Below are 15,986 nucleotides of genomic sequence, written 5' to 3'. Positions count from 1 at the left end.
CATAATCATCCGCATGGGTACTTCTGGAGACGCTGGAGCAGCGGCGGCCGAACACCGGTCGCCGATCAAGGTCGCGATCGCGGGAGCGAGCGGGTACGCGGGCGGCGAGATCCTGCGCCTGCTCCTCGGCCACCCCGCCTACCGTGACGGCTCGCTCGTGATCGGTGCGCTCACCGCAGGCGGCAACGCCGGCAGCACACTCGGATCGCACCACCCGCACCTGCTTCCGCTCGCCGACCGGATCCTCGGAGCAACCGACGCCGAGACCCTCGCCGGGCACAACGTCGTCTTCCTGGGCCTGCCGCACGGTCATTCGGCCGCGCTCGCGGAGCAGCTGCCGAAGTCGACGGTGATCATCGACTGCGGTGCCGACTTCCGGCTCACCGACGCCGCTGCGTGGGAGAAGTACTACGGCAGCCCGCACGCCGGCAGCTGGCCGTACGGTCTGCCCGAGCTGCCCGGTGGCCGCGACGCACTGGTCGGCGCCACCCGCATCGCGGTGCCCGGCTGCTACCCGACGGTGTCGTCGCTCGCGCTGGCCCCGGCCGTCGCCGCCGGCATCGTCGAACCGCGAGTCAACGTCGTCGCCGTGTCCGGCACGTCCGGTGCGGGCAAGGCGCCCAAGGCGGATCTGCTCGGCTCCGAGGTGATGGGATCGGTCCGCGCCTACGGTGTCGCCGGCGCCCACCGGCACACCCCCGAGATCCGGCAGAACCTGTCCGCCGCCGCCGGCACCGACGTGACCGTGTCGTTCCTGCCGGTCCTCGCGCCGATGCCGCGCGGCATCCTCGCCACCTGCACCGCGCCCACCACCGCGACCGCCGACGAGATCCGCGCCGTCTACGAGAAGGCGTACGCGGACGAGCCGTTCGTGCACGTCCTGCCCGAGGGGCAGCTGCCGCAGACCGGTGCCGTCGTCGGCTCCAACGCCGTACAGATCGCCGTCACCGTGGATGCCGACGCCGGACTCCTCGTCGCGATCGCCGCGATCGACAACCTCACCAAGGGCACCGCCGGCGGTGCCGTCCAATCCATGAACCTCGCTCTCGGCTTCCCCGAGACCGACGGCCTGAGCACTGTGGGAGTGGCTCCGTGACCGACCAGACAACCGGCACCGACTTCGCCGACGCCGTCCACACCGCCGGTGGCCGGCTGATCCGCAGCCAGGGCGTCACCGCCCCGGCCGGCTTCCGGGCCGCGGGCATCCAGGCCGGCATCAAGGCCAGCGGGAAGTCTGATCTCGCGCTCGTGTTCAACGAGGGCCCCGACCTGGCCGCGGCCGGTGTGTTCACCGCCAACAAGGTCAAGGCCGCGCCGGTGCTGTGGTCGCAGCAGGTCCTGAAGGCCGGGGCACTGCGGGCCGTCGTCCTCAACTCCGGCGGCGCCAACGCGTGCACCGGCGCCCCCGGTTTCCAGGACTCCCACCGGACCGCCGAGCACGTCGCCGCGACCCTGTCCGACTGGGGCACCGACACCGGTGCCGGTGAGGTCGCGGTGTGCTCCACCGGCCTGATCGGCGACCGGCTGCCGATGGACAAGATCCTGGCCGGCGTCACCGAGATCGTGCACGAACTGGCCGGCGGCATCTCCGGCGGCACCGACGCCGCATACGCCATCATGACCACCGACACCGTGCCCAAGCAGGCCGCGCTGCACCACACGGACAAGTGGAACGTCGGCGGCATGGCCAAGGGTGCCGGCATGCTCGCGCCGTCGCTCGCGACCATGCTGTGCGTCGTCACCACCGATGCCGTCGCCACCGCCGCCCAGCTCGACGAGGCTCTGCGGCACGCCACCCGGATGACGTTCGACCGGCTCGACGTCGACGGCGCCACCTCCACCAACGACACCGTGCTGCTGCTGTCGTCCGGCGCCAGCGGTGTCAGCCCGTCGCAGGACGAGCTGAACGCCGCCGTCCTCGCAGTGTGCGACGACCTCGCCGAGCAGATGATGGCCGACGCCGAGGGCGTCACCAAGCGGGTGAAGGTCACCGTCGCCGGAGCTGCGAGCGAAGCCGACGCCCTCGTCGCGGCCCGCACCGTCGCCCGCGACAGCCTCGTCAAGACGGCCCTGTTCGGGTCCGACCCCAACTGGGGCCGCGTCCTCGCCGCCGTCGGCATCGCCCCGATCGAACTCGACCCGGACCGGATCGCGGTGTCCTTCGACGGGAACCCCGTGTGCATCGACGGTGTCGGCGCGCCCGGTGCCCGCGAGGTCGACCTGTCCGGTGAGGACATCGACCTGCGCATCGACCTCGGTATCGGCGACGCGGAGGTCACCATCCGCACCACCGACCTGTCGCATGCGTACGTCGAAGAGAACTCGGCGTACTCGTCATGAGCAGCATCGAGAACCTCACCTCGGGTCAGAAGGCGTACGTCCTCGCCGAGGCACTGCCGTGGCTGCAGCGGTTCCACGGCAAGACCGTCGTCGTCAAGTACGGCGGCAACGCCATGATCGACGACGACCTCAAGGCCGCGTTCGCGCAGGACATGGCGTTCCTGCGGACCGTCGGCATCCACCCGGTCGTCGTGCACGGCGGCGGCCCGCAGATCAACGCGATGCTGAAGCGGCTCGGCATGGAAGGGGAGTTCCGGGGCGGCTTCCGCGTCACCACCCCCGAGGTCATGGACGTCGTCCGCATGGTGTTGTTCGGGCAGGTCGGCCGCGAACTCGTCGGCCTGATCAACGCGCACGGACCGTTCGCCGTCGGCATCTCCGGTGAGGACGCCCGACTGTTCACCGCGACCCGCCGCACCGTGCAGGTCGAGGGCACACCCACCGACATCGGCCTCGTCGGCGACGTCACCAACGTCGACCCGGCCGCAGTCCTCGACCTCATCGACGCCGGACGCATCCCCGTCGTCTCCACGATCGCACCCGACGAGGACGGAGTCGTCCACAACATCAACGCCGACACCGCGGCCGCGGCGCTCGCCGAGGCGATCGGCGCCGAGAAACTCGTCGTCCTCACCGACGTCGAAGGCCTCTACACCGACTGGCCCGACCGCGGCTCCCTCGCCTCCGAGATCGACGCCGCCGCACTGCGTCAGCTGTTGCCGCGACTCGACGCCGGCATGGTCCCCAAGATGGAAGCCTGCCTGCGCGCCGTCGAAGGCGGCGTGCCCACCGCCCACGTCATCGACGGCCGCGTCGCACACGCCGTGCTGCTCGAACTGTTCACGGGCGAGGGCATCGGAACGATGGTGACCCCCGCCGCCCACCCCCGGGTCACCCCCACCACCCCCGTAACCACGGAAGGACCGCAATGACCGCCACCACGGACCTCCAGCAGCGCTGGTCCGGCGCACTGATGAACACCTACGGCGTGCCGCGGGTGGCGCTGGTGCGCGGGGAGGGCGCGGTCGTCACCGACGCCGACGGCAAGCAGTACCTGGACCTGCTCGCCGGCATCGCCGTCAACCTGCTCGGGCACGCCCACCCCGCGATCGTCGAGGCGGTGACGACACAGCTGTCCACGCTCGGGCACGTGTCGAACCTGTATGCGAGCGAACCGGCCGTCGCGCTCGCCGAGCACCTTCTCGGGCAGCTCGGCGCGGGCGACGGCGGTCAGGTGACCGGCCGGGTGTTCCTGTGCAACTCGGGCACCGAGGCCAACGAGGCCGCGTTCAAACTGGCCCGGCTCACCGGACGCCGCAAGATCGTCGCGGCGGAGAAGGCGTTCCACGGTCGCACGATGGGTGCCCTCGCGCTCACCGGCCAGCCCGACAAGCGGGCCCCGTTCGAGCCGATGCCGGCCGGGGTCGAACACGTGCCGTACGGCGACCTCGACGCCCTCGACCGGGCCGTCGACTCCGACACCGCCGCGGTACTGCTCGAACCGATCATGGGTGAGGGTGGTGTCGTCGTCCCGCCGGAGGGTTATCTCGCCGGTGCCCGGAAGATCACCGCCGAACGCGGCGCACTGCTCATGCTCGACGAGGTGCAGACCGGCATCGGCCGCACCGGCTGGTTCTACGCGCACCAGGCCGCCGGGATCGTCCCCGACGTCATGACGCTCGCGAAGGGCCTCGGCGGCGGCATGCCGATCGGTGCGTGCATCGCGACCGGCGCCGCGGCCGACCTGTTCGGCCCCGGCAAGCACGGCACCACGTTCGGCGGCAACCCGGTGTGCGCGGCCGCCGCGCTCGCGGTGCTGAAGACGATCGCGTCCGACGATCTGGTGTCGCACGCCGACGCGATCGGCAAGGTGTTCCGCGCCGGTATCGAGGCGCTCGGGCATCCGCTCGTCGACCACGTCCGGGGCGCGGGCCTGCTGCTCGGCGTCGTCCTCACCGACGACGTCGCGCCGGCGGTCGAGACCGCCGCGCGTGAGGCCGGCTACCTCGTCAACGCCGCCCAGCCGGGTGTCGTGCGGCTCGCGCCGCCGCTGATCGTCACCGAGGAGCAGGCCGAAGGCTTCGTCGCCGCCCTGCCCGCCATTCTGGATGCTGCCGTGGCAGCGACGCCGACGGAAGGTAAGTAACTCCATGACGATTCGTCACTTCTTGCGCGACGACGACCTGACCCCGGCCGAGCAGGCCGAGGTCCTGGCGCTGGCCGCCGAACTCAAGGCGAACCCGTTCTCCCGCCGACCCCTCGAGGGACCGCGCGGCGTCGGCGTCATCTTCGACAAGAACTCCACCCGCACCCGTTTCTCGTTCGAGATGGGCATCGCGCAACTCGGCGGCCACGCCGTCGTCGTCGACGGCAGCAAGACGCAGCTGGGCCGCGACGAGACGCTGCAGGACACCGGTCGGGTCCTGTCCCGGTTCGTCGACGCCGTCGTGTGGCGCACGTTCGGGCAGGAACGGCTCGAGCAGATGGCGGAGGGGGCGACGATCCCGATCGTCAACGCACTGTCCGACGAGTTCCACCCGTGCCAGGTGCTCGCCGATCTGCAGACGATCGCCGAACGCAAGGGCGACCTGAAGGGCCTGCGCCTGACGTATCTCGGGGACGGTGCCAACAACATGGCGCACTCGCTGCTCCTCGGCGGCGTCACCGCCGGCATGCACGTCACGATCGCCGCCCCGGCCGGTTTCACCCCCGACCCGGAGATCGTCGACGCCGCCCGGGTACGGGCCGAGCAGACCGGCGCGATGGTGACTCTCACCGACGACGCGGAGGCCGCGGTCGTCGGCGCCGACGTCCTCGTCACCGACACGTGGACGTCGATGGGGCAGGAGGACGACGGACTCGACCGGACCGGGCCGTTCCGTCCGTTCCAGATCAATGCGGGCCTGCTCGCGAAGGCGGCTGCCGACGCTGTCGTCCTGCACTGCCTGCCCGCGCACCGCGGCGACGAGATCACCGACGACGTCCTCGACGGCCCGCAGTCCGCGGCGTGGGACGAGGCCGAGAACCGGCTGCACGCGCAGAAGGCGCTGCTCGTGTGGCTGCTCGCGCAGCGCACCGGGTCGCGGCCGTGACCTCCGCCCCCGGAACCGGACGCCCGCCGGCGGCGGCCGTCGCGCACACCCGGGCCGGCCGTCAGGCGCGGATCACCGCGCTCGTCGCGCAGCGGCACGTCCGCAGCCAGGCCGAGCTCGCCGGCCTCCTCGCGGAGGAGGGCATCGAGGTGTCGCACGCGACGCTGTCGCGGGACCTCGAGGAGCTCGGTGCGGTGAAGTTGCGGGCTGCCGACGGCGGTGCCGGCGTGTACGTGGTGCCGGAGGACGGCTCGCCCGTGCGGGGCGTCTCCGGGGGCACCGATCGGCTGTCCCGACTGCTGGGGGAGTTGCTGGTGTCCACCGACGCCAGCGGCAACCTCGCCGTCCTGCGCACGCCTCCGGGGGCCGCGCACTACCTGGCCAGCGCCCTCGACCGGGCATCGTTGCCCGACGTCGTCGGCACGATCGCCGGCGACGACACGATCATGGTGGTGGCACGGGAACCGCTCACCGGATCCGAGCTTGCCGCCGCGATCGAACGCCTGGCCTGACCACTAGACTCATCCCTCGAACACTTCGATTTTCTTAAGGAGCACACACACCATGGCTGAACGCGTCGTACTCGCCTACTCGGGCGGGCTGGACACCTCCGTGGCCATCAGCTGGATCGGCAAGGAGACCGGCAAAGAGGTCGTCGCCGTCGCCATCGATCTGGGCCAGGGTGGCGAAGACATGGAGGTCGTGCGTCAGCGTGCCCTCGACTGCGGTGCCGTCGAGTCGGTCGTGGTGGATGCCCGCGACGAGTTCGCGAACGAGTACTGCCTGCCGACCATCCAGGCCAACGCGCTGTACATGGATCGTTACCCGCTGGTGTCGGCCATCAGCCGTCCGCTGATCGTCAAGCACATCGTCGAGGCCGCGCGTGCGCACGGCGGCACGGTCGTCTCGCACGGCTGCACCGGCAAGGGCAACGATCAGGTCCGTTTCGAGGTCGGTTTCGGCGCCCTCGCTCCGGACCTCGAGGTCATCGCGCCGGTCCGTGACTACGCGTGGACCCGCGAGAAGGCGATCGCGTTCGCCGAGGAGAACAACATCCCGATCAACGTCACCAAGCGTTCGCCGTTCTCGATCGACCAGAACGTGTGGGGCCGCGCGGTGGAGACCGGTTTCCTCGAGGACCTGTGGAACGCCCCCACCAAGGACGTCTACGACTACACGCAGGACCCGACCCTCAACTGGAATACCCCGGACGAGCTGATCATCAGCTTCGAGGCGGGCAAGCCGGTCGCGATCGACGGCAAGCCGGTCACCGTGCTCGAGGCCATCCAGGAGCTCAACAAGCGGGCGGGCGCGCAGGGCGTCGGCCGCCTCGACGTCGTCGAGGACCGTCTCGTCGGCATCAAGAGCCGCGAGATCTACGAGGCCCCGGGCGCAATGGTCCTCATCACCGCGCACCAGGAACTCGAGCACGTCACCCTCGAACGTGAGCTGGGCCGCTACAAGCGTCAGATGGAGCAGCGCTGGTCCGAGCTGGTGTACGACGGCCTGTGGTTCTCGCCGCTCAAGGATGCGCTGGACTCGTTCGTCGCGAAGACCCAGGAGCGGGTCACCGGCGACATCCGCCTGTTCCTGCACGGCGGCGCGATCACCGTCAACGGCCGTCGCAGCCCGGAGTCGCTGTACGACTTCAACCTCGCCACCTACGACGAGGGCGACACGTTCGACCAGTCGTACGCGAAGGGCTTCGTCAACATCCACGGCCTGTCCTCCAAGGTCGCGGCGAAGCGCGACCTGGGCCTCTAGGTCATGAGCGACGCTCACGGAACCAACGAGGGCGCCCTGTGGGGCGGCCGGTTCGAGTCCGGACCGGCCGCCGCCATGGCGGCGCTGAGCAAGTCGACGCACTTCGACTGGACGCTCGCCCCGTACGACGTGCGGGCGTCGCAGGCGCACGCCAAGGTCCTGCACAAGGCCGGTCTGCTCAGCGACGCCGATCTGGCCACGATGCTCGACGGTCTGACCCGGCTCGGTGCGGACGTCGCCTCCGGTGCGTTCGGTCCGGCGGAGTCGGACGAGGACGTGCACGGTGCGCTCGAGCGCGGGCTGATCGAGCGGGTCGGCCCCGAGGTGGGCGGCCGGCTGCGGGCCGGACGGTCCCGCAACGACCAGGTGGCGACGCTGTTCCGGATGTGGCTGCGCGACGCGGCCCGCCGGGTCGCCGACGGTGTCCTCGACGTGGTCGACGCGCTCGCGGCGCAGGCGGCGGCGCACCCGGACGCGGTCATGCCGGGCAAGACGCACCTGCAGGCGGCGCAGCCGGTCCTGCTGGCGCATCACCTGCTCGCGCACACGCATCCGCTGCTGCGGGACGTGCAGCGGCTGCAGGACTTCGACAAGCGGGCCGCGGTGTCCCCGTACGGTTCCGGTGCGCTCGCCGGATCGTCGCTGGGCCTGGACCCGGATGCGATCGCGGCGGAGCTGAAGTTCGATGCGGCGGCGGAGAACTCGATCGACGCGACGTCGTCGCGGGATTTCGCGGCCGAGGCGGCGTTCGTGTTCGCGATGATCGCGGTGGACCTGTCCCGGATGGCCGAAGAGGTCATCATCTGGAGCACCCCGGAGTTCGGGTACGTCACGCTCGCCGACGCCTGGTCGACGGGGTCGTCGATCATGCCGCAGAAGAAGAACCCGGACGTCTCCGAGCTGACCCGCGGCAAGGCCGGACGCCTCATCGGCAACGTGACGGGTCTGCTCGCAACGCTCAAGGCGCAGCCGCTGGCCTACAACCGGGATCTGCAGGAGGACAAGGAGCCGGTGTTCGATTCGGTGGCGCAGCTCGAGCTGCTGCTGCCGGCGATCACCGGTCTGGTCGCCACCCTCGAGTTCCACACCGACCGGATGGCGGAACTGGCTCCGGCCGGGTTCACCCTCGCCACCGACATCGCGGAATGGATGGTGCGCCAGGGCGTTCCGTTCCGGATCGCGCACGAGGCGGCGGGCGCGTGCGTGCGTGTCGCCGAGGGGCGCGGGGTGGGGCTCGACGAGCTCACCGACGCCGAGCTGGCCGGGGTCGATCCGGCGCTCACGCCGGCGGTGCGCGAGGTGCTGACGGTGTCCGGCTCGATCGCGTCGCGTAGTGCCCGCGGTGGTACGGCGGGTGTGCGGGTGGTCGAACAGCTCGACGGTGTGCGCCGGTCGGCAGGGTCGCTGCGGGAGTGGACGCGCGGGTAGCAGACCCGCGCGAGTCGGTGTTACCCGGCGTTCACCAACCCAGTAGGGTGGAGGCTCATCGACACGACTTGTGACGCGAGTCACGACGGTTTGCTGGGGGAGTGCACTGGTGAGTCTGACCTCCGACTATGTGGTGGGATCGCTGCGGCGAGCCGTCGCCACGGCGCAGAACGGCCTCGAGGTGGTCCGTCTCGGCGGTCTGGAAACGGGAGCGACACCGTCCCCGTTCCGGATCGTCGAGCGGGCCCCCATGTACCGGCTGCGCCGCTACTTCCCGGACACCGATCCCGCCGAGGTGGGCCCGCCGATCCTGTTGATCCCGCCGATGATGATGTCGGCGGACGTGTACGACGTCACCCGGGACCAGGGTGCAGTCGGCATCCTGCGCGGGCAGGGCCTCGACCCGTGGGTCGTCGATTTCGGGTCCCCGGACTCCGAGGAGGGCGGCTGGAACCGGACGCTCACCGACCACATTCTCGCGATCGACGAGATCGTCGATCTCGTGCACGAGCACACCGGACGCGACGTCCACCTGTCCGGGTATTCGCAGGGTGGCATGTTCTGCTATCAGGCGGCCGCGTATCGGCGGTGCCGCAACGTCGCGAGTGTCGTCACGTTCGGTGCGCCGGTGGACACGCTGGCCGCGTTGCCGTTCAACATTCCGGCCGGGATCGCCAGCAAGGGCGCCGACATTCTGGCCGATCACCTGTTCACCCGGTTCTCCATCGCCGGCTGGATGGCCCGCACCGGATTTCAGCTGCTGGATCCGGTGAAGACCGCGAAATCACGGATCGACTTCCTCCTGCAGCTGCACGACCGGGATGCGCTGTTGCCGCGCGAGCAGCAGCGCCGGTTCCTGTCGCAGGACGGGTGGGTCGCGTGGTCGGGGCCGGCGGTCGCGGAACTGCTCAAGCAGTTCATCGTCCACAACCGCATGATGACCGGCGGTTTCGTCATCAAGGACACCGTGGTCAGCCTCGCGGAGCTCACGTGCCCGATCCTCGCGTTCGTCGGCGAGGTCGACGACATCGGGCAGCCGCTCGCGGTTCGCGGCATCAAACGGGCCGCACCCCGCGCCGAGGTGTTCGAATCCACGCTGCGCGCAGGTCATTTCGGTCTCGTCGTCGGGTCCGCGTCGGCGTCGCACACGTGGCCGACGGCCGGCGGCTGGGTGCGCTGGCGCGAGGGGCTCGGGCCGCGCCCGGACGCGGTGGACGTGATGATCCACGACGAGCCGTCCGGCCACGACACGGGTGTGAGCATCACCAACCGGATCACCCACACGGTCGCGTCGATCGCGGAGGTCGGTGTCGGATTCGGCAAGGGCATCGCGGATTTCGCGGCCGGCACGGTGCGCGGAACGAAGGAACTCTCGATCGAGGCGACCCGGGCGCTGCCGCGGCTCGTCCGGTTGGGGCAGCTGCAGTCGCACTCCCGGATCTCGCTGGGGCTGCTGCTCGCCGAACAGGGCCGGCACGCGCCCGGGGGCGAATGCTTCCTGTTCGACGACCGGGTCCACACCAACGAGGCCGTCAACGCCCGCATCGACAACGTGGTCCGCGGCCTGGTCCATTCGGGGGTGCGTCCCGCCAATCACGTCGGTGTGCTCATGGCGACCCGCCCCAGCGCGCTCGTCGCGATCGCCGCACTGTCCCGGATCGGGGCCGTCGCGGTCCTGCTCCCGCCCGGACGGGACCTCGACGAGGCCGTCCGCCTGGGCCTGGTCGAGAAGATCGTCGCCGACCCGGACCATGTCGCGGACGCGGTCTCGACCGGCAAGAAGGTGCTCGTCCTCGGCGGCGGCGAATCCCGCGGTCTCCCGGTGGAACTCGGACCGGACGTCGTCGACCTCGAACAGATCGACCCCGGCGCGGTGACCCTGCCCGGCTGGTACCGGCCCGATCCCGGTCTTGCGCGGGAGCTCGCGTTCGTGGTCTTCAGCGGCGCGTGTGGCAGCCTCGAGGCCAAGTACATCACCAACTACCGGTGGGCGCTGTCCGCGTTCGGTACCGCGTCGGCCGCCTCGCTCAGCCGCGGCGACACCGTGTACTGCCTTGCCCCGCTGCATCATTCGTCGGGCATCATGGCGACGATCGGCGGTGCGATCGCCGGTGGAGCCCGGATCGCGCTGTCCCGGGGGCTGAACCCGGAGAGCTTCGCGGAGGAGGTGCACCGCTACGGCGTCACCGTCGTCAGCTACACGTGGACGATGATGCGCGAGATCCTCGACGCGGAGACGCTGCGCTTCGAGGACGGGCATCCGATCCGGTTGTTCATCGGTTCCGGCATGCCGCCGGGCCTGTGGAAGCGCACCACCGAACGGTTCGCACCCGCCCGGGTCCTCGAGTTCTACGCGTCCACCGAAGGCGAGGTCGTCCTGGTGAACGTGTCCGGCGCCAAGATCGGCTCCAAGGGCCGGCCGCTGCCGGGTAGCGCGGACGTGCGGATCGGTGCGTACGACCCGATCGAGGGACGACTGCTCGAGGACGAGCAGGGGTTCGTCCGCGAATGCGACGACGACGAGGTGGGCCTGCTGCTCGGACGGCCGGGAACCCGGGCCGAGTTCGCGCCGGGCGTCATGCGGGGGGTGTTCGCGGCGGGCGACGCGTGGGTGCCCACCGAGAACCTGTTCCGACGCGATCCGGACGGCGATTTCTGGCTCGTCGACCACAAACGGGCGGTCGTGGCAGCCGAGCGTGGCCCGGTGTTCACGCAGCCGATCGTCGATGTGCTGGGCGAGATGCCGCAGGTCGGTCTCGCGGTCGCCTACGGGGTACCGGTGGGGGACGGAAAGGTGGCGGTCGCGGCGATCACGGTCGACGGGGGCCGGGTCCCGAGCGCCGCGGAGATCACGTCGGCGCTGGGGCAGTTGCCGATCGCGCAGTGCCCCGACATCGTGCACGTCGTCGACACGATCCCGCTGGGTGCGTCGTATCGGCCGAACTCGGCCGCATTGCAGGCGGCGGGACTGCCGGCGCCGAGTGCGCGGTCGTGGCATCTCGACACGGCCACCGGCCGGTACAAGCGGTTCACGAAGGCCGTCGCCGCCCGCTACGGGGAGATGCCGGCCTAGCCGGTAGCCTGAACCGGTCGAAACCGACGACGGCCCCGAGAGGACTGCACGTGGCTATTGATCCCACTCTGCTCAGCATTCTGGCGTGCCCGCAGGACAAGGGGCCGTTGCTGTTGGTCGGCGACGAGGTGCTCTACAACCCACGGCTGCGGCGCGCGTACCCCATCGAGAACGGCATCCCGGTGTTGCTGATCGACGAGGCCACGGACGTCGACGACGCCGCACACGAGGACTACCTCGCCCGCGGCGTCGCCGCCGACGCCTGACCGGTCACGGCGTCCGCCGTCGCAGGGTGGCGGCAGCGAGGCACAGGGCGGCGACGACGAATCCGGCGACGATACCGATGTCGCGCCACATCAGCCCGGTGGTGCCGGGATGGGTGGCGACCTGCTGGAGCGCCTCGACGGCGTAGCTCAACGGCAGCACGTTGCTGACCCACTCGAGCCATTGGGGCAGCTGGCCGCGGGGCACGAGCAGACCGCACAGCAGCAGTTGCGGGATGACGATGACGGGCATGAACTGGACAGCCTGGAACTCGGTGCGGGCGAATGCGCTGCACAGCAGTCCGAGTGCGACGCCGAGTACCGCGTTCACGACGGCGATGAGGATCACCCAGCCGAGCGAGCCGCGGGTGGTCAGCCCCAGGAAGCCGAACGCGACACCGCAGGCCAGTGCGGCCTGCGCGGTGGCGGCCAGTGAGAACGCGGTGCCGTAGCCGCCGAGCAGATCGAGTTTCGACAACGGTGTCGTGAGCAGCCGCTCGAGGGTGCCGGAGCTGCGTTCCCGCTGCATCGCGATGGATGTCACCAGGAACATCACGATGAACGGGATGATGCCGAGCATGGTGATCGCGATCCGGTCGAACAGTGGAACCTCACCGGGTGGCGTCGGCACGTTCTGGTACAGGAAGTACAGCAGCACCATCAGCAGGGACGGCACCACCAGGATCATCGCGACGGTCCGGTGGTCGCCGCGCAGCTGTCGCAGGATGCGGACGGTGCTCGCCGCGTAGATGCGGGGTGTGACGATCATCGGTCGGCCCCCACCCGGTCGCGGATGAGGGCGAGGAATGCCTCCTCGAGATTCGTCTTCCCGGTGCGGGCCCGCAGATCGTCCGGCGCCAGGTGCGCGAGGAGACGCCCGTCCCGCATCAGTAGCAGTCCCTCGCAGTGGTCGGCTTCGTCCATGACGTGACTGGACACGATCAGCGTCGTGCCGGCCGCGGCGAGCGAGTCGAAGTGTTCCCACAGATCGGCCCGCAGAACCGGATCCAGGCCGACGGTCGGTTCGTCGAGGACGAGGAGTTCCGGGCGGCCCACCAACGCGCACGCCAGCGACACGCGTCCGAGCTGGCCCCCGGACAGATCCGACGCCCGGTGCCGGGCGTGACTCGTCAGGCCGACGGCGTCGATCGTCTCGTCCACGGCATCGGATTCCGCGGCGTACGTGGCGGCGAAATAGCGGACGTTGTCGCGGACCGACAGATCGAGGTACACGCACGGGTCCTGCGTCACGTACCCGATCCGACGCCGCAGCCCGGACGCCCCCGCGGGACTGCCGAGGACGGTCACCTCCCCGGACTCGACGATCTGCGTCCCGACGACGGACCGCATGAACGTGGTCTTACCGCAGCCCGACGGTCCGAGCAGCCCGGTGACGGATCCGGCGGGGATCGAGACGGTCACGTCGTCGAGGGCGAGAACGTCACCGCGGCGCACGGTCAGACCGCGGGCCTCCACAGCAGGGGAGTCGGTCATGTCCGCCTCGATTCCTCGGCCGGCGTGCACGGTACTCCTCGACATCGTCGTCCAGTCGGTGATCGTGGTCAACGCCGCCTCCGCATCGGACCGGTGTTGAATCGAGGGCGTGACCCCGAACGGCAGTGTGGCCTCGAACGGACGTGAGATCCTGCGCGACGCCGACCATCCGCTCACGGCCGCACGCGCGGTACTCGGAGCGGTGCTGACGGTCGGGTCCGTGCGGGCCCGCATCGTCGAGGTCGAGACGTACGGCGGCGAACCGGACGGGCCGTGGCCCGATCCGGCGGCACACTCGTACCGCGGACGCACCCCGCGCAACGCGGTGATGTTCGGGGACGCCGGGCACCTGTACGTGTACCGCAGCTACGGCATGCACTTCTGCGCCAACGTGTCGTACGGACGCGACGGTGTCGCGGGCGGTGTGCTCATGCGTGCCGCCGAGATCCTGTCCGGCGACGACCTGGTTGCGACGCGACGTCCCGCGATCCGCCGCCCGTCCGACGCCGCCCGCGGCCCCGGGAATCTCGGCAGTGCGCTCGGACTGTCCCTCGACCACAACGGAATCGACCTGTTCGGCACCGACCCGGGCATGTCACTCGAACTGTGTTCCGTCGACGAGGTCCGGAGCGGGCCGCGGGTGGGGGTGGCCGTCGCCGCGGATCGGCCGTGGCGGCTGTGGGTTCCCGGTTCGGCCGCGGTCTCGGCGTACCGGCGCAGTCCGCGGGCACCGGCGGTGGGATGATCGGGTGCGTGACCGAGAACATCCTTGACGAACTGACCTGGCGGGGGCTCATCGCCCAGTCGACCGATCTGGACGCCCTGCGTCGCGAAACCGAGGCCGGGCCGGTCACGTTGTATGCGGGCTTCGACCCGACCGGACCGAGCCTGCACGCCGGCCACCTCGTGCCCCTGCTCGCCCTCAAGCGTTTCCAGCGCGCCGGGCACCGCCCGATCGTCCTCGCCGGCGGCGCCACCGGCATGATCGGCGACCCTCGCGACGTCGGTGAGCGGGTCATGAACTCGGCGGACACGGTCGCCGACTGGGCGCAGCGTATCCGTGGACAGCTCGAGCGTTTCGTCGACTTCGACGATTCCCCGACCGGCGCGATCATCGAGAACAACGCCAACTGGACGTCGAAGCTGTCCGCGATCGACTTCCTGCGCGACATCGGCAAGCACTTCTCCGTGAACGTCATGCTCGCCCGCGACACCGTCAAGCGTCGCCTCGAATCCGACGGCATCTCGTACACCGAGTTCAGCTACATGCTGCTGCAGGCCAACGACTACGTGCACCTGCGCCGCAACTACGGTTGCTCGCTCCAGGTCGGCGGATCCGACCAGTGGGGCAACATCGTCGCCGGTGTCGACCTCAACCGGAAGCTCGACGGCGCGTCCGTGCACGCCATGACGGTGCCGCTCGTCACCTCGGCCGACGGCAAGAAGTTCGGCAAGTCCACCGGTGGCGGCAGCCTCTGGCTCGATCCCGAGATGACCAGCCCCTACGCCTGGTACCAGTACTTCGTGAACACCGGTGACGCCGACGTCATGCGGTACCTGCGCTGGTTCACGTTCCTCACCCAGGAGGAACTGGCCGAGCTCGAGACGGCGACGGCGGAACGCCCGCAGGCCCGTGAAGCCCAGCGCCGGCTGGCCGCGGAGATGACGACCCTCGTCCACGGACGGGTGAACACCGACGCGGTCGAGCTCGCGAGCCAGGCACTGTTCGGGCGGGCGGAGCTCACGGAGCTCGACGAGTCCACCCTCGCGTCCGCTCTGAAGGAGGCCTCGATCGCCGAGATCGGTGCCGGCCAGCCGCGCACGATCGTCGACCTGCTCGTCGAGAGCGGGCTGTGCGACAGCAAGGGCGCGGCACGCAGGGCCGTCAAGGAAGGCGGCGCGTACGTCAACAACCAGCGCATCTCCGCCGACGACTGGGCTCCCGAGGCCGGCGATCTGCTGCACGGACAGTGGCTGGTCGTCCGACGGGGACGCAAGAACTTCGCCGGCATCAAGGTGCTCGCAGGCTGACGTGTCCGGCATCACGTCGACGATATGAGACCTCGGAGGGGGCGGGATCATCCCGCCCCCTCCGGTCTACCTGGGACTTCTCGGAAGTGTCCTGAGCCGGCAGGGGTCTGACCAGGCGATTTGGCAAAGGGTTGATCGGACCCGTAACTTATTCCAGGTCAGAGCGACACGGACACTGACCCGGACGCGATCTTCACAGGTCAGCGAGGGAAAACGAGGTTGTACGGGGAGCGCCTGACGGTCTCCGGATTTTGTGTGGTGTTCACCCCCTGGTAGGGTGGTGGAGCCGCTTCGGAGGTGCTGCTCCGGTGGCCGGGTTTGCTCCCGGGCGTCAGAGCGGATAAGCTGGAACGGTTGCCCCGGAACGAGAAGCCGAGTGTTTCTGGTGATGGTGTGTGCGTGTTCTTTGAGAACTCAACAGTGTGTCGATGAATGTCAGTGCCAATTTTGGTACTCTGCCCCGTCTTTTTCGGATGGGGTGGGTATGTGTCGATTCTTCCA

General features: G+C 69.9%; 14 protein-coding genes. 12 read left to right on the top strand and 2 right to left on the bottom strand.

Going from position 1 to position 15,986, the window contains the following annotated elements; translation table 11 throughout:
- Positions 1 to 13 precede the first annotated feature (13 nt).
- The 10 genes from argC (at position 14) to Q5696_RS11625 (ending at position 11,963) form a co-directional block, all read left to right on the top strand.
- Entirely contained in the window at positions 14 to 1,096 is a 1,083-nt protein-coding gene (argC, locus tag Q5696_RS11670; protein ID WP_305091524.1) for an N-acetyl-gamma-glutamyl-phosphate reductase, read from the top strand.
- A complete protein-coding gene (gene argJ, locus Q5696_RS11665) occupies positions 1,093 to 2,340 on the top strand; it encodes a bifunctional glutamate N-acetyltransferase/amino-acid acetyltransferase ArgJ (protein WP_305091523.1) in 1,248 nt (415 codons plus the stop codon). The genes argC and argJ overlap by 4 nt, the downstream gene beginning before the upstream one ends.
- A complete protein-coding gene (gene argB / locus Q5696_RS11660) occupies positions 2,337 to 3,272 on the top strand; it encodes an acetylglutamate kinase (protein WP_305091522.1) in 936 nt (311 codons plus the stop codon). The genes argJ and argB overlap by 4 nt, the downstream gene beginning before the upstream one ends.
- Positions 3,269 to 4,486 (top strand): acetylornithine transaminase, encoded by a 1,218-nt coding sequence (locus Q5696_RS11655; protein WP_305091521.1) that lies wholly within the window; start codon positions 3,269 to 3,271, stop codon positions 4,484 to 4,486. The genes argB and Q5696_RS11655 overlap by 4 nt, the downstream gene beginning before the upstream one ends.
- 4 nt (positions 4,487 to 4,490) lie before the next feature.
- The gene (gene argF / locus Q5696_RS11650; protein WP_305091520.1) at positions 4,491 to 5,432 is read left to right on the top strand and encodes an ornithine carbamoyltransferase; all 942 of its coding nucleotides are present in this window, start codon (positions 4,491 to 4,493) and stop codon (positions 5,430 to 5,432) included.
- Complete coding sequence (locus tag Q5696_RS11645; protein WP_305095252.1) at positions 5,429 to 5,944, top strand: arginine repressor; 516 nt, start codon at positions 5,429 to 5,431, stop codon at positions 5,942 to 5,944. The genes argF and Q5696_RS11645 overlap by 4 nt, the downstream gene beginning before the upstream one ends.
- 52 nt (positions 5,945 to 5,996) lie before the next feature.
- The gene (locus Q5696_RS11640; protein WP_305091519.1) at positions 5,997 to 7,196 is read left to right on the top strand and encodes an argininosuccinate synthase; all 1,200 of its coding nucleotides are present in this window, start codon (positions 5,997 to 5,999) and stop codon (positions 7,194 to 7,196) included.
- A gap of 3 nt (positions 7,197 to 7,199) precedes the next feature.
- Positions 7,200 to 8,624 (top strand): argininosuccinate lyase, encoded by a 1,425-nt coding sequence (gene argH, locus Q5696_RS11635; RefSeq protein ID WP_305091518.1) that lies wholly within the window; start codon positions 7,200 to 7,202, stop codon positions 8,622 to 8,624.
- A gap of 106 nt (positions 8,625 to 8,730) precedes the next feature.
- Positions 8,731 to 11,697: an acyl-CoA synthetase gene (locus tag Q5696_RS11630; protein WP_370654921.1), complete on the top strand. Its 2,967-nt coding sequence runs from the start codon at positions 8,731 to 8,733 to the stop codon at positions 11,695 to 11,697.
- A gap of 50 nt (positions 11,698 to 11,747) precedes the next feature.
- Positions 11,748 to 11,963 carry a Trm112 family protein gene (locus tag Q5696_RS11625; RefSeq protein ID WP_305091516.1) on the top strand — a complete coding sequence of 72 codons (216 nt, stop codon included), beginning with the start codon at positions 11,748 to 11,750 and terminating at the stop codon, positions 11,961 to 11,963.
- A gap of 4 nt (positions 11,964 to 11,967) precedes the next feature.
- Here the strand turns inward: Q5696_RS11625 and Q5696_RS11620 are convergent, their stop codons facing one another.
- Together Q5696_RS11620 and Q5696_RS11615 are read right to left on the bottom strand one after the other, a co-directional pair.
- Positions 11,968 to 12,729 carry an ABC transporter permease gene (locus tag Q5696_RS11620; RefSeq protein ID WP_305091515.1) on the bottom strand — a complete coding sequence of 254 codons (762 nt, stop codon included), beginning with the start codon at positions 12,727 to 12,729 and terminating at the stop codon, positions 11,968 to 11,970.
- Entirely contained in the window at positions 12,726 to 13,454 is a 729-nt protein-coding gene (locus Q5696_RS11615; protein ID WP_305095251.1) for an ABC transporter ATP-binding protein, read from the bottom strand. Before Q5696_RS11615 ends, Q5696_RS11620 begins: the two co-directional genes overlap by 4 nt.
- A 109-nt stretch (positions 13,455 to 13,563) precedes the next feature.
- Here Q5696_RS11615 and Q5696_RS11610 point away from each other — a divergent pair, with 109 nt between their 5' ends.
- Positions 13,564 to 14,199: a DNA-3-methyladenine glycosylase gene (locus tag Q5696_RS11610; protein WP_305091514.1), complete on the top strand. Its 636-nt coding sequence runs from the start codon at positions 13,564 to 13,566 to the stop codon at positions 14,197 to 14,199.
- Between the two features lie 8 nt (positions 14,200 to 14,207).
- The gene (tyrS, locus tag Q5696_RS11605) at positions 14,208 to 15,485 is read left to right on the top strand and encodes a tyrosine--tRNA ligase (protein WP_305091513.1); all 1,278 of its coding nucleotides are present in this window, start codon (positions 14,208 to 14,210) and stop codon (positions 15,483 to 15,485) included.
- Positions 15,486 to 15,986: the final 501 nt, after the last annotated feature.

This window comes from Prescottella sp. R16, assembly GCF_030656875.1.
Lineage (GTDB): Bacteria > Actinomycetota > Actinomycetes > Mycobacteriales > Mycobacteriaceae > Prescottella.
This window is presented reverse-complemented; position numbering and strand designations above follow the sequence as displayed.

Excerpts from the sequence above, each read along its gene's own strand:
- Q5696_RS11615 (WP_305095251.1), bottom strand. The coding sequence starts at position 13,454 with ATGACCGACTCCCCTGCTGTGGAGGCCCGCGGTCTGACCGTGCGCCGC.
- Q5696_RS11640 (WP_305091519.1), top strand. The coding sequence starts at position 5,997 with ATGGCTGAACGCGTCGTACTCGCCTACTCGGGCGGGCTGGACACCTCC.
- Q5696_RS11620 (WP_305091515.1), bottom strand. The coding sequence starts at position 12,729 with ATGATCGTCACACCCCGCATCTACGCGGCGAGCACCGTCCGCATCCTG.
- argB (WP_305091522.1), top strand. The coding sequence starts at position 2,337 with ATGAGCAGCATCGAGAACCTCACCTCGGGTCAGAAGGCGTACGTCCTC.
- argC (WP_305091524.1), top strand. The coding sequence starts at position 14 with ATGGGTACTTCTGGAGACGCTGGAGCAGCGGCGGCCGAACACCGGTCG.
- argH (WP_305091518.1), top strand. The coding sequence starts at position 7,200 with ATGAGCGACGCTCACGGAACCAACGAGGGCGCCCTGTGGGGCGGCCGG.
- Q5696_RS11655 (WP_305091521.1), top strand. The coding sequence starts at position 3,269 with ATGACCGCCACCACGGACCTCCAGCAGCGCTGGTCCGGCGCACTGATG.
- argF (WP_305091520.1), top strand. The coding sequence starts at position 4,491 with ATGACGATTCGTCACTTCTTGCGCGACGACGACCTGACCCCGGCCGAG.